The organism is Nonomuraea sp. NPDC049695 (assembly GCF_040674955.1).
Lineage (GTDB): Bacteria > Actinomycetota > Actinomycetes > Streptosporangiales > Streptosporangiaceae > Nonomuraea > Nonomuraea helvata.
The window spans coordinates 81,740-102,042 of sequence record NZ_JBFANV010000033.1; the positions used below are offsets into that span (position 1 = coordinate 81,740).

The 20,303-nt window shown below is 68.7% G+C and carries 14 protein-coding genes; 2 read left to right on the top strand and 12 right to left on the bottom strand.

The window, feature by feature from the left end; all coding sequences use genetic code 11:
- On the top strand, positions 1–1,086 hold the full coding sequence (locus tag AB0J64_RS27070; protein ID WP_364032301.1) for a LacI family DNA-binding transcriptional regulator: 1,086 nt from the start codon (positions 1–3) through the stop codon (positions 1,084–1,086).
- A gap of 33 nt (positions 1,087–1,119) precedes the next feature.
- Here AB0J64_RS27070 and AB0J64_RS27075 read toward each other — a convergent pair whose 3' ends face one another.
- From AB0J64_RS27075 to cysD, 3 genes are all read right to left on the bottom strand, one after another.
- A complete protein-coding gene (locus AB0J64_RS27075) occupies positions 1,120–2,685 on the bottom strand; it encodes an alpha-L-arabinofuranosidase B (protein WP_364032304.1) in 1,566 nt (521 codons plus the stop codon).
- Positions 2,686–3,076: 391 nt separating this feature from the next.
- A complete protein-coding gene (gene cysC / locus AB0J64_RS27080) occupies positions 3,077–4,918 on the bottom strand; it encodes an adenylyl-sulfate kinase (RefSeq protein WP_364032307.1) in 1,842 nt (613 codons plus the stop codon).
- A gap of 8 nt (positions 4,919–4,926) precedes the next feature.
- Positions 4,927–5,853, bottom strand: a complete 927-nt coding sequence (cysD, locus tag AB0J64_RS27085; protein WP_364032366.1) for a sulfate adenylyltransferase subunit CysD — start codon at positions 5,851–5,853, stop codon at positions 4,927–4,929.
- 284 nt (positions 5,854–6,137) lie between these two features.
- Between cysD and AB0J64_RS27090 the strand changes: the two genes are divergently transcribed.
- Positions 6,138–6,611, top strand: a complete 474-nt coding sequence (locus AB0J64_RS27090) for a GNAT family N-acetyltransferase (protein ID WP_364032369.1) — start codon at positions 6,138–6,140, stop codon at positions 6,609–6,611.
- A 30-nt stretch (positions 6,612–6,641) separates the two neighbouring features.
- Here AB0J64_RS27090 and AB0J64_RS27095 read toward each other — a convergent pair whose 3' ends face one another.
- From AB0J64_RS27095 to AB0J64_RS27135, 9 genes are all read right to left on the bottom strand, one after another.
- Positions 6,642–7,238 (bottom strand): ABATE domain-containing protein, encoded by a 597-nt coding sequence (locus tag AB0J64_RS27095; RefSeq protein WP_364032310.1) that lies wholly within the window; start codon positions 7,236–7,238, stop codon positions 6,642–6,644.
- Between the two features lie 56 nt (positions 7,239–7,294).
- The gene (locus tag AB0J64_RS27100) at positions 7,295–8,716 is read right to left on the bottom strand and encodes an MFS transporter (RefSeq protein WP_364032312.1); all 1,422 of its coding nucleotides are present in this window, start codon (positions 8,714–8,716) and stop codon (positions 7,295–7,297) included.
- A 69-nt stretch (positions 8,717–8,785) separates the two neighbouring features.
- Positions 8,786–10,084, bottom strand: a complete 1,299-nt coding sequence (locus AB0J64_RS27105) for an aspartate kinase (RefSeq protein WP_364032315.1) — start codon at positions 10,082–10,084, stop codon at positions 8,786–8,788.
- 112 nt (positions 10,085–10,196) lie between these two features.
- Positions 10,197–11,150, bottom strand: coding sequence for an acyl-CoA dehydrogenase family protein (locus AB0J64_RS27110; RefSeq protein ID WP_364032318.1), 954 nt, complete (start codon positions 11,148–11,150; stop codon positions 10,197–10,199).
- Positions 11,147–12,283: an acyl-CoA dehydrogenase family protein gene (locus AB0J64_RS27115; RefSeq protein WP_364032321.1), complete on the bottom strand. Its 1,137-nt coding sequence runs from the start codon at positions 12,281–12,283 to the stop codon at positions 11,147–11,149. Before AB0J64_RS27115 ends, AB0J64_RS27110 begins: the two co-directional genes overlap by 4 nt.
- On the bottom strand, positions 12,280–13,089 hold the full coding sequence (locus AB0J64_RS27120) for an alpha/beta fold hydrolase (RefSeq protein ID WP_364032324.1): 810 nt from the start codon (positions 13,087–13,089) through the stop codon (positions 12,280–12,282). Before AB0J64_RS27120 ends, AB0J64_RS27115 begins: the two co-directional genes overlap by 4 nt.
- Positions 13,089–16,382, bottom strand: coding sequence for an amino acid adenylation domain-containing protein (locus AB0J64_RS27125; RefSeq protein ID WP_364032327.1), 3,294 nt, complete (start codon positions 16,380–16,382; stop codon positions 13,089–13,091). The genes AB0J64_RS27120 and AB0J64_RS27125 overlap by 1 nt, the downstream gene beginning before the upstream one ends.
- Positions 16,383–16,399: 17 nt before the next feature.
- On the bottom strand, positions 16,400–16,576 hold the full coding sequence (locus AB0J64_RS27130) for an MbtH family protein (RefSeq protein ID WP_364032330.1): 177 nt from the start codon (positions 16,574–16,576) through the stop codon (positions 16,400–16,402).
- A 5-nt stretch (positions 16,577–16,581) separates the two neighbouring features.
- Entirely contained in the window at positions 16,582–19,656 is a 3,075-nt protein-coding gene (locus AB0J64_RS27135) for an amino acid adenylation domain-containing protein (protein WP_364032333.1), read from the bottom strand.
- Between the last annotated feature and the right edge of the window lie 647 nt (positions 19,657–20,303).

A 20,303-nucleotide genomic window follows, 5' to 3' on the forward strand; every position in this document is an offset into this window, starting at 1 on the left:
ATGCCAGCGGACCGCGGCCAGGGGCCGACGATCTCCGAGGTCGCGGCGGAGGCCGGCGTGGGCCGCGCCACGGCGGCCCGTACGCTCGGCGGCTACGGATACGTCAGCCCCGAGCTGCGCGCGCGGGTGCTCGCGGCGGCCGAGAAACTCGGCTACCGCGCCAACGCGCTCGCGCGCAGCATGTCGACCGGCGTGAGCCACACCCTCGGCGTGATCGTGGCCGACATCGGCAACCCCTTCTTCGCGGGGCTGCTGCGGGGCATCTCCGACACCGCGCGGGCTCGGGGGTTCGACGTGATCGTGCTGAGCACGTACGAGAACCTCCAGCAGGAGATCGCGGCCACCAACGTGCTCATCGACAAGCGGGTCGACGGCGTCATCGTCTCCTCGGCCGCCCTCGACCGCGACCAGGTCGCGCACATCAGGGCGGCCATGGACCGGGGCATTCCCGTCGTGCTCGTCGACCGCGCGGTGGCCTCGCTCGACCTCGACGCGGTCGTCATCGACAACCGCGACGCCGCCCGCGAGGCGGTCGAGGTGCTCATCGCGGCCGGCCACCGCCGCATCGGGTTCGTGTGGGGTCCGCCGGTGGCGCAGCCGCCGTCGACCAGGCGCGAGCTGCTGGCGGCGGCCTCGGCCAGCCTGTGGACCGACGGCGAGCGGCTGCGCGGCTACCTCGACGCGCTCGACGACGCGCACATCCCGTTCGATCCCGCGCTCGTGATGGCCGGGCCCAAGACGGAGGAGCGGGTGGTGGGGGAGGTCGGCCGCATGCTCGCTCTCCCTGATCGGGTCACCGCCGTGTTCTGCACGGAGACGGACGGCATGACCGGCTCCCTGCGCGCGCTGCGGAAGGCGGGGCTGTCGTACCCGGACGACGTGGCGCTGATCGGGTTCGACGACAGCGCGTGGGCGGCGGTCATGGACCCGCCCCTGACGATGATCGCCCAGCCGGTGCACCAGCTCGGCGCCAAGGCGGCCGAGGTCCTCCTCGACATCCTGGGCGGCGCCGAGCCGGCCCGCACCATGCACACCCTGCGCTCCCGGCTCATCCAGCGTGCCTCGGTGGCCTCGCCGCCTGAGTAGGGGCATGCGCGGGCGATCGCGGCGCGCGAGCGGCTACGCCCAGGGCTTGTCGACGATCCAGCTCACGTCGTCGGCCCAGAGGGAGGAGCTGTCGAAGGTGTGCGAGCCGCCGTTGCTGGCGATGTAGACGGTGTTGCTGTAGTGGCGGATGTAGCGGTCCGGGAAGTTGTAGGAGGCCAGCGAGACGCCCTGGCCGTTCTGGCCGGACTGCGGGCAGAAGGTGGCGTCCGAGGCGAACAGCGAGCTGCCGTCGTTGTGCTGCCGGTACAGCTGGTAGTTCTGGTGGCGCAGGAAGTCGCCGGGGTAGTTCTTCGACTCCAGCGACACGCATGAGCTGTTGGCCAGGCCGTTGCGTACGACCCACGTGGCGTCGCCCTTGTCGCCGGACGAGCTGGACGAGGTGATCACAGACGTGACGACCTGGTCGTTCTGGTGACGGATGTAGCGGCCGGTGCAGCAGGCCGTCGTCGCGCGCAGCGAGATCGACGAGCCGGGGGTGAGCGTTCCTCCCGTGTCGCCGCCCGTTGAGGTCGTGTATCCGGCGGCGACGATGTTGGCCTGCACCGCGTTCTCGGTGGCGTCCGACGGATAGCCGGACGTCATCACGCCCTCGTAGAAGGTGCCGGCGGAGCCGTGGCTGTTGTCACCGCCGATCCCGAGGATGATGGCCCCCTCCTTCTTCATCGGGTTGTAGCCCGCGACGTTGGGGCGCGGCCCGTTGTAGAAGGTCGACAGGTTGCCCGACTGCGCGTTGCCGGCCCGGATGGCCCAGTGGTTGGGCTCGCCCTTGATGATGGCGGTCAGGTACCGGTAGTTCACGCTCGGGTCGTTCGCGTTGTAACCGGCGTTCACTCCGGAGAACAGGCCGTTCTCGAGGTCGGCCATGACCCAGGGACCGTTGCCGGTGCCGTAGCCCCAGACCTTGATGTTGCCGAAGTAGATGGCCTCCATCGTGCCGTTGCCGTTGTCACGGCTGTTGGTCTCGGCGTTGCCGTAGTCGAAGCAGCAGCCGCCGTTGTAGTGCGTGCCGTCGAAGACCGCGTACATCCCCTCCGGCTGGTCGCCCCTGGCGATGCCGTTGGTGCTGTTGTCGCGGTAGCCGGTGCCAGGGGCGACGAAGACGCCGTACGCCTTGTGGCCGTTGATCATGGTCGGCGCCGCGGTCGCGTTCGCGAGGTTGTCATATCCGCCCGGAGCCGGGCCTTGGAACCCGCCGGGGGGCGCCTGGGTGAGGTGGTTACCCCGGCCGGACTGGTCGTAAATGATGGTGATGAGGCAGGTCGTACCGGCACAGAACGAATCCTGCGTGGCGGCGTTGGCGTATCCGCCCGCGCTCAGGAGGCCGATGTCCCGGGTGGTGTTGTCCGAGGCGCGACGCACCTGGTACAGCGCGCCGTTGTAGGAGCCGTACAGGGCACGGGTCGTGCTGTGCGCCGCCACGCAGGGGGTGCCGCCGGAGGCGTAGATGTCACACGACTGGGACGTCGCGGCCTGTGTCGGCGTGGAGATGCCGGCAAGCAGGCCGGCGGCGAGCGCGACGGCCGCACCCGCGGACAGCAGTGCCTTTTTGAGTTGCCGTAATCCGGACCGGACAATCATGATGAACCTCTGCCTTTCAGGGGGTGCCGCGGAATGCCGGGGATTTTTCAGGCATGGGTCGTCCAACCGAAAGGCGCGAGCGGCCGCCGTGCGGCCGCGCCTTCGACGATATGCCCGCTGACCTGTGACATCACGACAGGGGCGGAAAGGATAATGGCTCTGTTAGCGCTAACATTGTGGCGTGTTGTATGCCATCGGTGGATGGGGTTTTGTGGGGTTTATTGGCTCACTATGGATCGGGAGCACATGTTGCGTCAAGGTTTCAGTGGAACTATGAAAGTTTCACCTTGGTAGGAAATAGTACGAGGCTGGAGGGGGCCGCGTCGCCTCGTCACGGGCTCGTGCGCACCGTGGCTGACGGCGAAGCAGGCCCCGGCCATGCCACCGTACGTCAGGGCTCGCTCGGTACGGCCTCCAGGAGAGCGCACAGCTCGTCCGTCACGTCGTCGAGCGAGCCGGAGCCGTCGACCACCAGGTCAGGGTGCTCCGGCGGCTCGTAGATCTGGCCGAGGCCGGTCATGTTCGGCAGCCGGCCGAGCTTCGCCTGAGCGTACAGGCCCTTCGGATCGCGGTGCACGCACACCTCGGCCGGGGTGTTCACCCAGACCTCGGCGAAGTCGCCCGGCTGGAACAGGCTCTTGGCGGTCGCCCGGTCCGCCCGGTACGGCGACACCAGCGCGACGATCACGATCAGCCCGGCGTCCAGCAGGATGCGGGTCAGTTCGGCGACCCGGCGCACGTTCTCCGAGCGATCTTCCGGGGTGAACCCGAGGTCTTTGTTCAGCCCACTCCGGACGTTGTCGCCGTCGAGCACGTACGTGTGCAGACCCATGCCATGCAGCCGCCGCTCCAGCGCGTTGGCGATCGTCGACTTGCCGGCGCCCGGCAGACCGGTCAGCCACAGCACCTTGGCCCGCTGCCCCTTCAGTCGCTGCCTGGCGTCGCGGTCGACGGTGTAGGAGTGTGGCACGACGTTGCGACCGCGCCGCAGCGCGTGCCGGATCATGCCGGCCGCCACGGTCTCCTTGCTGACCCGGTCCACGAGCAGGAAGCTTCCCGTGTCGCGGCACGCCTGGTAGCTGTCCAGGCTGACCGGGGTGTCGGTGGTGAGTTCGACTGAGCCGATGTCGTTGAGGCCGAGGGTACGCGCGGCGAGTTGCTTGCCGGATACCACCTCCATCCGGCCGCGCACGTTCGTGACCATGGCGGGCACGGTCCGCGATCCGGCCAGCAGCAGGTAGGAGCGGCCATGCCGCAGTGGCTCCTCGGCGGTCCAGACCAGCGTGGCGGAGTACGCCGTCGCCGGGGACAGCCCGTTGCCGATGGTGTCCGGCGTGGTCAGCAGGTCTCCGCGGCGGACGTCGACGTCGTCGGCCAGCGTCACCGTCACCGGGGCGCCGGGGCCGGCCTGGTCGAGGTCGCGGCCGCCGGGGCCGAGCACCCGCTCGATCTTCGAGGCCCCGCCGCCGCCGGCGACCGCGACGGTGTCGCCCGGCCGGACCGGGCCGCCGACCACCGTGCCCGCGAAACCGCGGAAGTCGTCCGCGCGGATCACGTACTGGACGGGCAGCCGGTAGTCGTGGGTACCCTCCGGTTGCGACGGTTCCCAGGTCGTCAGCGCGCCGAGCAGCGTCGGCCCGTCGTACCAGGGCAGATTCGGCGACTGCTCGACGACGTTGTCACCGCTGAGTGCGCTGGCCGGTATCACGCTCGCCGCCATGTCGAACCCGGTCGCCGCCGCCAGCACCTCGCTCGCGAGCTTGTCGAACACCGCCTGGTCGTAGCCCATCGCGTCGAGCTTGTTGACCACCGCGATGACGGCCCGCACACCCATCAGCGCGCAGATCGCCAGGTGCCGATGGGTCTGCTCGCGGACCCCCTTGGTGGCGTCAACGAGCAATACGGCGATGTCCGCGGTGGACGCCGCGACCGCCATGTTGCGAGTGTACTGCTCGTGTCCCGGCGCGTCGGCGATGATCACTCGCCGCCCGGACGGCAGGTCCAGGAAGAGGTACGCGACGTCGATGGTGATGCCCTGCTCGTGCTCGGCCTCCAGCCCGTCGGTCAGCAGCGAGTAGTCCACCTCTCCGGCCGGAATCGTGGAGCCGCCGCGCCTGGTCCGCCGTGCGTAGTCGAGTTGCTCCTCGGTTGCGCTGCCGGTGTTGGCGAGCAGCCGGCCGATGAGGGTGGACTTGCCGTCGTCGACCGAGCCGCACGCGATCACTCGAAGCATCGAAATCATCAGAAGTACCCCTCAGACTTCTTGCTCTCGATGGATGTGCCGCCCTCACCGTCGATGAGCCGGCCGGCACGTTCGGACCTCCGGTCGAGTCGCATCTCGTCGATGACCTCGTCGAGGTTCTCGGCCTTCGACTCGACGGCCGCGGTCAGCGGGTAGCAGCCGAGGGTGCGGAACCGTACGTGGCGCAGTTGCGGCTGCTCGCCGGGTAACAGCGGGAAGCGCTCGTCGTCCACCATGATCAATGAGCCGTTCCGCTCGACGACCGGGCGTGGTGCGCTGAAGTACAGCGGTACCACGGGGATGTTCTCCCGCCTGATGTAGCGCCAGACGTCCAGCTCCGTCCAGTTCGACAGCGGGAACACTCGCATCGTCTGGCCGTCGGCCAGCTCGGTGTTCGCCGACCACCAGAACTCCGGACGCTGCGAGCGCGGCTCCCAGCGGTGGCGGGGCTCACGCAGCGAGAAGATTCTCTCCTTGGCCCGCGACCGCTCCTCGTCGCGCCGCGCGCCGCCGATCGCCGCGTCGAACCCGCTGTCGTCGAGCGCCTGGCGCAGCGTGACGGTCTTCATGATCCGCGTGTACTCGTGCGCGCCGTGGGTGAACGGCGTAGCCCCTTCGGGGTTGGTGTGCACTCGTAGGTCGAGTCTCAGCCGCCGGGCCGTCTCGTCCCGGAAGGCGATCATCTCGCGGAACTTCCAGCCGGTGTCCACGTGCAGCACGGGGAATGGCATCTGACCGGGCGCGAACGCTTTGATCGCCAGGTGCAGCAGCACTGAGGAGTCCTTGCCGATCGAGTACAGCAATACCGGCCGGCGAAATGCCCCGGCGACCTCACGCAGCACGTGGATCGCCTCGGCCTCGAGCATGTCCAAGACGTCTTCTTCGGCCAAGTGTCGGCCCTCCGTCGTCGTCGCTGAGCAAGAAATGCCTGATGAACGATGCGGCTATGCTGCCCCCTAGTAACCTATAAAAACATCATAACGGTTATTCTTCGTCATACACTATCCCGGTCGTCCGGGGAAGAGAAGGTCTGGCCACCGGAAACGCTCACCTTCATCAAGCCTTCAACCAGATCGGCGGTGCGGCGATGAACGCTCGGAGCACGCAGAAAGCGTCCGGCTCCCTGACTGTCAAAGAACTGTCCAAGAAGACCTGGAGCGACTTCGAGACGGTTCTCGGAAACAACGGAGGCGCCCGCGGGTGCTGGTGCATGCACTGGCGGCTCTCCATCGCAGAGTGGACGGAAGGAAAGGGCGAGGGGAACAAGAAGGCCATGAGCCGTCTCGCCCAGCGCGAACCGGCGCCCGGCGTCATCGTCTACGACGAAGACGCGCCGGTGGCATGGTGCTCACTCGGGCCGCGTTCCTCGTTCCCGAGACTCGAGCGCTCGCCGCTCCTGTCGAGCATCGACGACGAGCCGGTCTGCGCGCTCGCGTGCGTCTTCGTCCACAAGAAGCATCGGGGCTCCGGGCTGCTGCCGGCCATCCTGGAAGCCGTCTGTGGCTACGCGGCCGCCGCGGGTTACACGACCGCTGAGGGCTATCCGGTCGAACCTCGCGACGGGAAACGCGCGGGCGCGGACACGGCGATGACCGGGATAGCCAGCGCCTTCCTCGATGCCGGATTCTCCGAGGTGGCCCGCCCGCGTAAGGATCGGCCGATCATGCGGCGAAAACTCGGTTGATACCGGAAATCGCGAAAGGCGCGCGGCGGATCAGTGTTGTGTCCGACTCTGACGGTGACGGCGCGCCTTCTCGCGATTTCCGCAAATGCTCATGCTGCACCAGCGGCGCCGCCCGCCCCGCGAGGAATCCAGGAACAACCAGCCGCATCTTCCGCACGCCCGGATCCGGTCGTGCGGAAGCGTGAACACCGCGTTGATCACCAGCAAGGACAAGGCCGCAGGAATCGCTCCCGGCGCCGTCCAGTCCGCCGTGAAGCGGTCGGGCGTGGCGCCGATCTGCTTGGTCTGTCCCGCTCGCACGCCTCTGCCGGCCCGCTCGAGCAGCGCGCCGAACGGATCGGGCGGTATCGCCTCGCCATGAGCGATCGCGCTGAACACGGCCCACGCCTGTTCGCGAACTGCCCGGACCTCCGGCACGAGACCACTCGCGGAAGCCTCCGGCAACGGCGGCACCGTCTCGACCAGGCCCGCGGACACGCACCACGTCAGAACATCCGCAGGGTCTTTCAGCAGCTCGCCGTCGTCCACCGGCTGGTTCCGGTCGAATACGGTATTGGTGAGATCCAGCACCGGGTGGCCGCCGACGAAGTGGGCGTCCTGCCACGGTGACTGGACCTCAGTGGCCAAAGTAACCATCTTACCGAATGTAAATGGTTTCTCCGGCGTTGGCTAGAGCTGCTGCACTACGTGACGTCTCCCTGGAAACGTCTCCGGAGCAGGACGGTCGTCATGATCGCCCCGACCGCGAACACGACCGAGCACCACAGGGCCCAGCGCCAGCCCTCCAGGGTGGCCCCGGGTCCGCCGGTGGCGGCGAAGTGGGCCGCCACCGAGGTCACCACGCTGACACCCACGGCCAGCCCGAGCTGCTGGGAGACATTGATCAGAGCGCCGGCGGTGGCCTGCCGCCCCTCCTCGGCGCCGTTCGTGCCGGCGATGCTCGTCGTGATCAGCGCGATGATGTGGCCGAAGGCGTTCACGGAGGTGCCGATCAGGACGAGGGCGAGCCCGTGACCTGCCGGCAGCCCCACCATGATCAGAATGCCGAACGTCTCGATGACCATCCCGAAAAGGAGCACGCGGTAAAGCCCGAAGCGCTCGACGAACTTCCCCGCGTAGATTCCGGTGACAATCGCGATCGCGCCTGAGACCGCGAACGTCAAGCCGGTCGGCAGCGCGCCCATACCGAGATGTGTCTGCAGGTAGAGGGTGAGAATGAACAGCATTCCACCGTACGAGCAGATCAGCAGGACGTTGACCAGGTTGGCCGCGCCGATGGCGGCTCTGCGGAAGATGGAGATCGGCACGAGGGCGTTGCGTCTTCTGGACTCCACCCAGATGAAGAGGGCGACGGCGGGCACCGCGATCACCGCGGAGAGCACAATCGGAACCGACGTCCAGCCGTACTTCTCCCCTTCGGTGAGGGCGAACACGAGCGCGGCCATGCCCGTGGTCGCCAGGGCGACACCGGTGATGTCGAGGTGGCGGGATGCGTGCCTGTCCCGGCTCTCGTCGAGATGGCCTCTCGCGAGCAGAGCGAAGACCAGGACAATGGGTACGTTGATCAGGAAGACAGACCTCCAGCCGGCGAACTCGGTGAGAACACCTCCGAGCACCATGCCGGAGACGAACCCCGCCGACAATGCCGACCCGTAGATGCCGAGAGCGCGTTCGCGTTGTGGTCCTTGCGGGATGGCCGCCTGGAGCAGCCCCAGCCCCGCCGGGGCGATGAACGCGGCGGCGACCCCCTGCAGGACGCGGCCCGCGATAAGAGAGGCCGGAGACCAGGCAAGCCCCGCGAGGAGCGAAGCAAGGAGGAAGCCGGCCAGGCTCCAGATGAACACTCGCTTTCTTCCGTACAGATCGGCGACCCTGCCCCCGAGGAGGAGGAAGCCGCAGAAGGCGAGTGGATAGGCGGAAAGAACCCAGGCGACGCCCACCCCGGACGAGAAGTCCATGGATTCGAGAATGCTGGGGGCGGCGACGTTGATGATGGAATAGTCAAGAGCGACCAGGAACTGGGTGCCGCAGATGACGGTGAGCTGCCAGAACTGCCGGGACCGGAATCCGCTCTCGACAGTTGCTTGCGACGATGCTTGCCTCATTTCCGTTCCTTTCGCTCCTGCCGACCGTCGGTTCCGATATGTCAGGCGGGCCCCTCTGGTGATCGGTCATCATCCCGATCTCGCAGTGCACCGTGTGCGGACTCGATGCGGTTCCGGAGCGGGCGTGTGGGCGTCGCCGAGGGAGCCGAGAAACAGGCGGTGAAGGTGCGTGAGCGCGTTGAGTACGTCGTGCTCGGCGCACGTGATGGAGATCCGCCGGGCATGGACCGTCACGTCCCGCACGATGACGCCGTGGGTTTTGAGCGTGTCCAGCAGAAGGTGCACCTCGGGCTGGTGCGGACAGAAACCGCGGCCCACCAACGACACTCTCCCCATGGGGCCGGACCAGTGGCATCCGGCGAAGGCGTTGGCCGCGCGCAGGTCGGCGAGCACCCCGTCGATCTGGTCCCTGGCGGTCGCGTTCACGAGGAACCGCAGCGAGCCGGGGGTGTCGCCGATCAGGTGGTCGAGCATCTCCACGGGCAGCATCGGATCGGCCAGCGTGGCGGCGATCGTGGTCAGGGCGGCGGGGTCGACCCCGTCGAGCCGGCAGCGGAGTTGACCGGTCCGGTGCACGACGCCGATGGCGGTGGATCGCTCGCTGCCGAGTGCGGCAGCGGGGAGGTCGGTCACCCACGTGCCGGCGGTCTCGGCCATGCTGGATCGGACGTGGACGGGAACGCGATGGGTGCTGGCGTACTCCACGCTGGAATGGGCGAGCACCGTGGCGCCGCAGGCGGCCAGCTCGGCCATGTCCTCGTAGGAGAGGTGGTCCCATTTGCGGGACTCGGCGACGTGTTGCGGATCGGCGGTGAACACGCCCTCGACGTCGGTGAATATCTCGCACGCCGCGGCCCGTAGCGCGGCGGCCAGGGCGACGGCGGTGGTGTCGGAGCCGCCTCGGCTCAGGGTGGTGAGCTCGCCGCTGTCCGCCGCGATGCCCTGGAAACCGGTCACCACAGGGACCAGGCCGGACTGGACGCATTCGCGGATGGGGACAGGATCGACATTGACGATACGCGCGCAACCGTGCACCCCATCGGTGATGATGCCGCCGTCGTGGGCGCTGAACGAACGAGCGGGCACGCCCAGTTCGTGCAGCGCCAAGGCCAGCGCGGCCGCGGAGGCCTGTTCACCGGTGCTGAGCAGGAGGTCCAGTTCCCGGGCATGCGGGGTGTCAGTGAGGCTGTGGGCCAGCTCGAGCATGGAGTCGGTGGTGCGGCCCATCGCGGAGACCACGGCGACCACGGGCCCATCCGCAGCGGCTATACGCCGCGCCGCGCGACGGATCTTGCTCGCGTCACCTAGTGATGTTCCGCCGTACTTCTGTATCACCAGGTCCATCGGTCTTCTCTTCCTGCGCCACATCGTTTGTCGCGAACCATCCGGCCAGGTCGAGCCGGGGTGCGGCTTGGCCGCTCGAGCCGCACGCGCAGTGCCGCCGGTGCGAAGGACTCGCCGGCGTTCGCCGCGGTCTCCGTCATCGCGTCTCCCAGCTTTCGCCGCGCAGCCGGTACGGCGTGCCGAGCCGCACCGATTCGAACGCCGCCCACCTGTAGTACAACTGGGCGTCGTTGTCGGACCGCATGCCCGCGGCGCCGTTGACCTGCATGGTCTGCGTCGTGACGGTGCGGGCCAGATCCGAGGCCGCCGCGAGGTTGGCCGCCGCGTGGGCGGCCGCGCCGGGGTCGTGCACCAGCAGGCGCGTCGCGTCGATGTGCATGGACAGTTCGCTGAGCCGGAACGCCAGGCCTTGAAACTTGCCGATGGGCTGGCCGAACTGGCGGCGCGTCTTGGCGTGGTCGACGGCGTGGTCGAGCGCGGCCTGGGCGAGACCCACCAGGTAAGCCGCCTGGCGCACTCGCGCGTTGGCCAGTGCCGCCTCCCACTCGGGGGCGGAGCCGACCCATGCGGCCACGGGCGTGCTCGCGAACTCGACCTCGTACGCCTCGCCCCGGCTCGTTTCCTCGTACCGCCGCATCGTGATGGACGGGTGGCCGGCGCGTACCAGTGCCAGGCGCAGTCCGGCGTCGTCGACGCCGCCCACCAGGAAGTGGTCCACCTCTGCCGCGAACCCGACGAAGGCCCGCCGCGCAGAGATGGCACCGTTCTGTTCCGCCCATGGCTCGTCCGCGACCGCCAGCGCCACCGGCGCCTGGCCGAGGTCGTCGTCGGGCACCAGCTCTCGCACCGTGAGCGTGTCGAGCAGTGGCCCCTGGTACAGCACCGACCCGAGCAGCTCGGCCAGTCGCACGGTGTCGGAGGAGTCGAGAGCGTTGAGCCCGACCACCCCCTCCCACACCATGGCGCGGACCTCGCGACTGCCGTCGTCGTCCGCGCCCTCCGCGCGCGGCCGGTCGGCCATCCGTCGTACCAGCGGTGCCAGCTCCTCGTCGAAGAAGCCGGCAATCGCCGTGGTCTCCACTGCGGTCATGACGGCAACCCCAATTTCGATGTGGCGACAGAAAAGAGCATGATCTCCGAAGAACCCTGGGCGAGCGTGAGCCCCGGAGCCTCCCGGAACCCAGCGTCGAAGACGCCCTCGGCGATCGCCGCGGGGTCGCGTGCGTCCAGCAGCGCCTGCGGACCGAGCAGTTCGACCGCCGCCACCGCCACTTCCTTGGCCGTCTCCGAGGTGTACCACTTGGCGGTCGCCGAGTGCACCTCGTCGGGCCGTCCGTCGTGCAGGTTGGCCACGCACCGCCAGGCCAGCAGCCGCGCCGCGCGTACCCGCGTCTCGAGCTGCACCAGCCGCTGCTCGCACCCAGGCGGCGCGTGCTCACGCAGCGCGGCCAGCGTGCGCTCCGCCTTGGCGGAGTGGTCCAATCCGGTACGCTCCAGCGGCAGCACCTTGCCCAGCACCTGCCACCCGTCGTCGATCTCGCCGAGCACGTCCTCGCACCCGACCCGGATCCCGTCGAGTGTCACCAGGTCGAACCGCTCCTCGGACAGGTTCCACACCGGCTCGATGACCACGCCCATGCTCTGCAGCGGCACCAGGAACAGCGTGATCCCGGCGAAGTTCACCGGGCCGGAGGACGTACGGGCCGCGCACAGCGCGAAATCACTGTGCTGCGCCTTCATGTTGTAGATCTTGCGGCCGTACAGGCGCCAGTGGTCGCCGTCCGGCTCGGCGCGCGTGCCCAGCGACGCCAGGTCGGACCCGACGTCCGGCTCGCTGAACAGCACGTTGGCGGTGATCTCCCCGCGCGCGAGACCCGGCAGGAACCGTTCCTTCTGCTCCTGCGTGCCGAACAGATGGATGGCGTTCCCGACGATGTCGATGCCCAGCGCGTGCACGTTGTCGGGCACGCCGTGGCGGATCATCTCCTCGGTGAGGATCGCCTTCTCCACGATGGTCGCGTCCGCTCCGCCGTACCGCTCGGGCCAGTTGATCGCGAGCCAGCCGAGCTTGCCGAGCCGCCGGTGCACGTCGAGCAGGCCGCTCTCCTCCCCGTACGGCATCCGCCGGGACTGCGCGATCTCCGCGCGGACCGCGTCCTCGCACAGCAGCTTGCAGACTTCTTCCCGGAAGCTGTCCTGTTCCGGCGTGAAGGCCGGCATCATCGGACACTCACCTCGCTTGATCTGTCGCGCATGACTTCCGCCAGCGCCTCGATGTGTGGGGGTTGGAGCATGGTGTAGTGGTCGCCCCGCACCACATGGGTCTCATCCGCGTAGGCGCGGCACCGGTCGATCGTCCCGGCCGCCGACTCCTCGGCGCGCAGCAGCACCACCCGGCCGTCCACGCGCGACGGACGGAACGTCAGGAGCGCTCGCACGTTCGCGGCGAACACCGGGAACCGCGCGGCCAGCTCGGGCTCATCCGGTTCGGCGCCCATGGCCGCGACGTCGGCGGCGAACCACGCGTTCAGCTCATCGTCGCCGGGATGGGAGGGTTCGTCGGGGATGGCGGTGTCGAGCACGAACGTCAGCGCGACATCGCCATCCTGACGCGCCATCTCGAGCGCCACCGCGCCGCCGACCGACCAGCCGCCCACCTGCAGCGGCCCGTCGGGCAGGACCTCGCGGACCGCGGCCAGATAGGTGGCCGCGAGATCGGACAGCCCCCGGCCCTCGGTCGCGGTACCGTGCAGGCCCGGATCCTCCAGCGCGTAGACGGGCTGGTCGTCGCCCAGCAGCGGGGCCAGCGGGACGTAAGGCGCCACCGATCCGCCCGCGGCATGCACGAGGAACAGCGGCGGCTTCGAACCCGCGGGATTGAGCGGCACGAGCGGGGAGCCCGGCCGCGCCTCCGGTGGAGCGGAGGAGGCCCCCTGCCGGGCGAGGGCCTCCTCCCGCTTGCGCCGTAGCCGGAGGCGCAGCACCGCGCGCCGTTTCTCCGCCAAGGTGGAGGGAGGCGAAGCGGTCATCAGCTCGACTCCTTCAGGAGCCGATCGAGTTCCTCTTCGGGAAGATCGGCGACCTGCGCCTCCAGCCGCGCCACCTCGTCCTCGCCCAGCAGCGCGCGCTGCGCGTCGTCGATCTGGGCGGCGAACTGGCTGAGCAGCGGGTAGCTGAACAGCCGCCGCGGGTCGAGCGTCACCTGGAAGGCGTCGCGCACCCGCGAGATCATCTGGGTCACCTGCAGGGAGTTGCCGCCGAGGACGAAGAAGTTGTCCTGAGCGCCGATGCTGCCGGCATCGAGGCTCAGAAGGCTCTGCCAGATCTCGGCCACCCGGCGCTCCGTCTCGGTGGTCAGCTCGACGTGTCCCGCTCCGCCGTCGGGGCGCGGATCGGGGAGCCGCGCGTGGTCCACCTTCCCGGTCGAGGTCAGCGGGAGCTGATCCAGTCGCACGTAGTCGGTGGGCACCATGTGCAGGGGCAGCAGCCCGCTCAGGTGTTCGCGTAGCGCGTCCTGCTCGAACTCGCCGACCACGTAGGCGGCCAGCCAGGCCGAGGACGTGCCCTGGTCGCGTACGGTCACGACGCACTGCCGCACGCCGTCGAAGGTCTCGATGGCGTGCTCGATCTCGCCGAGCTCCACGCGCAGCCCGCGCAGCTTCACCTGGCGGTCGGCCCGGCCCAGGAACTCCAGATTGCCGTCGGAGTTCCAGCGCACCAGGTCGCCGGTGGCGTACATGCGCTCGCCCGGGGTGGCGGCGAACGGGTCGGGCAGGAACTTCTCGGCGGTCTGGTCGGGCCGGCCGAGGTAGCCGATGGCCAGGCCGGCGCCCGCCATGTGAAGTTCCCCTGGTACGCCGACCGGCACCGGCCGCAGTGCCTTGTCCAGGACGTAGGCCCGCTGATTGGCCATCGCCCGGCCGATCGGCGGCGGCCCGTCCAACGCCTGCGGCGGGCACAGGTAGTCCACGCAGGTCACCGTGACCTCCGTCGGCCCGTACCCGTTGTGGAACTCGCGTCCCGGCTTGCTCCACCGGTTGACCAGATCGGCGCCGAACGGCTCCATGCCGATGAAGCACACCCGCAGATCATCGAGGGCGGACGGATCGAGCAACCCCAGCACAGCGGGCGGGATGTCGACCATCGTCACCCGCTCGCGGGCCAGCAACCGCTGCAACTGTTCCGGGTCGAGCAGTTCGGAGCGCGGCGCGCCCACGATGGTGCCGCCGGCGGTGAGCGTCGAGAACACGTCCGACACGCTCACGTCGAAGGCGGGGTTGGAGAACTGCAGGATCCGGTCGTCCTGCGTCACCGAGAACATCTGCTGGAAGGTGGTGCAGAAGTTCACCACTGCCCGGTGGGGGACCATGACCCCCTTGGGGGTACCGGTCGAGCCCGATGTGTAGATGACGTACGCCGTGTCCTCCTGCGCCACGTGCACCGACGGCGGCGAAGCCGGCCATCCGTCGAGCGCGTCCGTGTCCAGCAGGAGCCGCCCCACCTCCGCGGGTACGCGGTCGGCCAGATCCGACGTCGTCACCACGGCCGCCACGTCGGCGTCGCCGAGCTGGTACGCCAGCCGCTCCGGCGGATACTGCGGGTCGAGCGGCAGCCAGGCCCCGCCCGCCTTGAGCACGCCGAGTTCGGCGGCCGGCAGGTCGAAGCCGCGCTCGAGCAGCACCCCGACCACGCGTCCCGGCGCCACCTTGAACTCCTCGACGAGCGCGTGCGCCAGCCGGCTGGACCGCTCGTCCAGTTGCGCGTAGGTCAGGTCCTCTCCCGCGAACCGCATCGCGACCGCGTCGGGCGCCTCGGCCACCCGCGCCGCGAACAGCTCGTGCAGCAGGCGCTCGTCGCGCTCACCCGGCTCGGGATTCCACGCGGTGAGCACGCGCAGATATTCGTCGTTGGACATGATGTCCAGGGAGTCCGCCCGAGCGTCGGGCCTGGACAGGGCGTCGGCCATGACGGTGGTGAAGTGTTCCACCAGCCGCTCGATGCGCTCGTGGTCGAACAGCTCGGAGGAGTATTCGATCCACACGCCCAAGCCGCCGTCCGGCAGGTCGTTGATCTGGAACGTGATGTCGAACCGGGTCGTCTCCGGTTGCGGGGTCAGCATCTCGACCTCGACGCCGGGCAGGCGCCAGCGCGCGATCATCGGCTCGGGCAGCAGCGTGAACAGGTGCGCGACCAGCGGATTCCGCCCCGGCAGCCGCTCCGGTTTGAGCTCCTCCACCAGGCGGCCGAACGGCACGTCCTGGTGGGCCATCGCCTCGAGGATGTTGTCGTTGGTGGCGTGCACCAGGTCGCGGAACACGGGGTTGCCCTCGAGATCACCGCGGACCACCACCGTGTTGGCGAAGAACCCCATCATGGGCTCGATCTCCGAGCGCGTCCGCCCGGAAAGCACCGAGCCGAGCGCGATGTCCTGCTGGCCGGTGTAGCGGTTCAGCAGGACCTGGTATCCGGCCATTGTCAGGGCGAGCAGGGAGACGCCCTCGGCCTTGGCCAGATCGCGGATGCCGCGTGCGAGGTCGTCGGGCAGGCGGGTCTCGTAGATACGGCCGGCCCCGGTGGGTGCCGACGGGCGCTGCCGGTCGGTACGCCACTCCAGCGGTTCCATCCCGTCCACCGCGGAGTGCCAGTACTCGATCTGCTTGGCCGGCTCCTCGCTGAGCAGCCAGAGCCGCTGCCACGCCGCGAAGTCGGCGGGCTGAAGGCTCAGCTCGGGGAACTCCGCGCCCTCCGGATCCGTGTAGCGGGCCGTCAGCTCCTCGGCGAACTGGCGCGAGGACCATCCGTCGATGACGATGTGATGCCAGACGATGGACAGCACATGGTCCTCGGGGCCCAGCCGCAGCAGGCCGAACCGGTACGGCGGGCTGTTGCGCAGGTCGAACTCCTCGCGCACCTGCCCGTCGATCCAGTCTTGGATGGACTCCTCATTCCCGTCGGTCACCGGCAGGTCCCACGTCTCGGGTGGCGGATCGACCGTCTGGAAGGGCACGCCGTGCTCATCGCCGAACCGCGTACGCAGGCTCTCGTGCCGCGCGACGATCCCGCGCAGCGCTCCGGAGAGTCTGGCCACGTCGAGCGGCCCGCGCAGGCGCATCGCGAACGGCACGTTGTAGACCGGTGCGCCCGCGACCATCTGGTGCAGGAACCACAGGAAACGCTGTTGTTCGGCGATGGCCATCTTCCCCGTACGCGGGACGGGGACGATCTTCTCCCGCTCGGCCTTCTCCGCCACGCGCTGGCGGACCTTCCGCTCCAGCAGGGCGCGCCTGATGTCGGCGACGTTGCGTTCGTTGGGTGCGGACATGATCTCGGATTCCTCCCTCACCGTCGCACGCTGATCGGGCGCAGATCGCTCCACACCTGCGCGATGTGTTCCAGGCATTCGCTCTTGCCGCCCTCGACGCCGGCCTCGCGCCAGCCGGCGGGGATCTCCCGGCCGGCGGGCCAGATCGAGTACTGCTCCTCGTGGTTGATCACCACGACGAAGTTCGCTTCCATTGCGCTTACCTCTCCTGTGGTACGAAGGCGGGAATGTCGGTTAGCTCATTGAGATAGCGATCGAGCGTCCTGAGCCCGTCCGCCGTCGGCTGCGCCAACGAGGCCGCGTGCCGGCTGAACCGCTGGGTGTCGAAGTGTCGGGTGCTGTCGGTGAACAGCTGGTCGAACTCGGCCGGCGCCGCGTCACAGCCGGCGGTCGCAGGCGGCAGCAGCATGGACAGCCTGGCGAGCCGCTCCTCGGGCCCGGCGACGGCCTCCAGGCGCTCACGGAACCGCGCGTAGCCGACCAGGTCGAGCCCGCACCGGTCGGCGAGCACGCCGAACGCCTCAGCGAAGCGCAGCCTGGCCGGGCACAGCACGTGCATCGCGCCGTCCGGCACCTGAAGGTCGCCGACAGCGGCCCGTGCCACGAACTCGCCGACCACGTCCACCGTCGTCACGTCGGTCTCGGCTTCGGTGGGGAACACGCATCCGGTGCGGGCGCACGCGTACAGCAGGTTGTGCGCCAGCGAGTCCGGATTGGCCACACCGATCGCCCGGTGCGGCCAGACCTCGCCGAGGCGGTACACCACCGATCTGACGCCCTGCCGGTGGGCGTCGGCGAGCAGGCTTTCCGCGACGTACTTCGATCGGTTGTAGCCGTCCGCGGCGACCTGCTCCGTCTGGGGGATCTGGTCCTCGGTGATGCGCGGGGCGCCGGGCCCGGGGGGCGGGAAGATGCTCAAAGTGGACAGGGTGTGCAGGCGGGCGCCGCCTGAGGCCAGTTTGATGAGCTCTTGCACGCCGAGCACATTGGCGGGCCGGTGGTCCAGATAGCCGGACAGGAAGTTCACCGCGCCCGCGGCGTTGACGACGCCGGACACGGTCGACGCTACCGCGTCGAATCGCCGCCGCGGCAGGCCGAGCAACTCGCTGCCCAGGTCGCCGGCGACCACCTCGACCCGCCCCGTCTTGAGCGCCATGGGCAGCGCCTGCCAGGCGGACGTCAGACCGTACTGGTCGAGGACCTCGGCCAGCCGCCGGGCGCCGTCCGGAGGGTCGGAGCACCGTACCAGGCAGATCAGCGCGGCGTTGGAGCGCATCAGCAACTCGGCGAAGATGTGCGCCCCGACGAAGCCGGTCGCACCGGTGAGCAGCAGGGTCCGCGGCGGTCGCCACGCCAGGTCGTGCTTGATGTAGGCCAGTTCGGCGCTGTCGTCGTCGACGCCCTTGGTCAGCCGCGCAGCCTGTGCGCGCACGGTCGACGCGACGAGCAGATCCCGGGGACGTACCGGCTGGCCCAGCCGCTCACTGATCGCGGTGGTGAGCCGGTACGCGAGCAGCGAGGTGCCCCCGTATTCGGCGAACGGTACCACCACCGAAACCTGGTCTCGTTCGAGCACTTCGCGCCACGCCGAACAGACCAGCTCCTCCATGGGGTCGGTCGGCGGCTCGACCCGCTCCTCCAGGCGCGTCTGCCGCGCCGTCCCGGCCACGATGAGCGCGGCCAAGGCCTTGCGGTCCGCTTTGCCGTTGTGGTTGAGCGGGAGCGCGTCGAGCACCACGATCTGGTGCGGGACCTGCTCGGCCGGCAGTTTTTCCGCCGCGCGCCCGCGAAGATCCTCTGCGGACGGTGGATTGTCCGGCGATCGCGGCGTGACACAACAGACCAGCGTGGACTCGGGCGGCTCACCGAGTACGAGCGCCACCGCGCTGCCCACGAGCGGATGGTCGGCCATGGCCGATGCGACATCGCCCAGCTCCACCCGTACCCCGCCGACCTTGACCTGTTCGTCGAGCCGGCCGTTGTAGTACAGCAGCCCGTCTTCGCCGACCCTCGCCAGATCGCCGGTCCGATAGAGCTTCTCGCCCGGGATCTGGGAGAAGGGGTTGGCCACGAGCACCCGCGCGGTGCGGTCTGGATCGTTGTGGTAGCCCGCCCCGATGCATTCACCGCCGAGATACAGCTCGCCTGGCGTGTTCACCGGGACGGGCTCGAGGTCGTCGTCGAGCACGATCGCGGCGGTGTTGTCGATGGGACGCCCGATGGGGATGCGGTCGACGTCGGCGTCCGTGACGTCGTGAAACACCGACCCGATCGAGCACTCGGTCGGCCCGAACGTGTTGGTGACCTCGAGCTCGGGCAGCAGTGCGCGCAGCCGGTGCACCGCGCCGGGGGCGGCCGCCTCCCCGCCGATCAGCATGCGCCGCAGGCTCGACGTCGCCTCGCGCAGGTCCTCACGCACCTCCAGCAGCGACACGAACGCCTCCAGCACGGACGGCACGAAGTCGGTCATCGTGACGCCGTAGCGGCCGATGGTCATCGCGGTCCGCTCAAGGTCGAGGATCCCGTCGCGGTGCGGCAGCACAACCTGCCCGCCGGACACCAGCGGCCACAACACCTGCCACATCGAGGAGTCGAATGTGGAGCGGCTGTTCTGCAGCGTCACGTGATCAGCGCCGTCACCGAACCGGCGTGACATCGTGGTCAATCTGTTGACCAGGCCGCGGTGGCGGTTGAGTGCGCACTTGGGCGTGCCCGTCGAGCCGGAGGTGTAAAACCCGTAAATCAAGTCCTCGGGTTTCGGTTCACGGTCTGTCGGCGGGGATTTCCGGTCAGCCGGATCGTACGGCGCCTCCGCGCAGTCGACAATTACCGCCGGGATGGTCGATGCCAGTTCGGCGACGGTCTCCACGGTCGCGGGCGACGCCACGATGGCGGGCGGCGACAATTCGGCCATGATTGCGCTGAGCCGGTCGATCGGCCAGGCCGGATCCAGCGGTACGAACGCCGAACCAGTCTTCATCACCCCGAAGAGTGCCGCCGGAAATTCCGGCCCGTCCGCCACCAGTACGGGTATCAATTGTCGGGTCAGCACGCCGTTGCGGATCAGTTGATTGGCCGTTATATTGGCCGCGGCGTCGAGGTCGGCATAGCTCATCGTCGTGTCCCGATGGCGAATGGCAGGACGGTCCGGTGCCAGCTCTTTCTGTTCGTAGAAGAGGTCAAGGACCGTGCGGTGCCGGGGAAACGCATGCTGCGGCCCCAGGGATAAGGCCAGGACTTGTTCGCTCAGGCGCGTCTGTTTATGGCGTGGCATCGTGCTCCCATGGTCTCGACCGGCAACAGATCGCCGTCCCCGGCAGATCAGTCGCTATTCAGGTCGGTGAGTTTCGGGTAGCCGGGACCGGGCCCTCGGCGAGCATGACGAGAGTCGAATAGATATGTGCGTGTTCGCGGCCATGGACAGCTGGCCGCATATCAAAGGAAACGCCGGGCTCAGGCGAGTGGGCGCAGCCGACCGGCTATGTCGGTCCCAGCTCGATCATGCGGATATAGCGTTCGGCCGGTGAGCTGTAAGGCATGAGAAGAGAGAGCGGGCGCGGTGATCCGCGGGCCGTACCGGTGCTGTCACGCTCTCCGAGGACGTGCCGCCGATGATGGCTTCGAGACGGCGTGATGGCTCATGACGTGCTGACTCGTGCGTGCAGTGACCATGTGTTCCTTCCTCCTCCTGTCGGCTGAGTGCTGCACGTGCGATCAAAGTAACCAATAACAGGCTTATTACGGGTTACTCACATCCTGGGGCAAAGAACCGGGATCCGCAACCCCGGCTGTCGCCACCGCCGGCTCGGACGCCGCCGCGCAGGGCGGTATGGCCTGCAGAAATGCGAATGTGCCGCATGCTGAAATTCGGATTGGCGGGATGGCGGACTTCCGCGTGTCTTGCGACAGGGGGCCTCGACG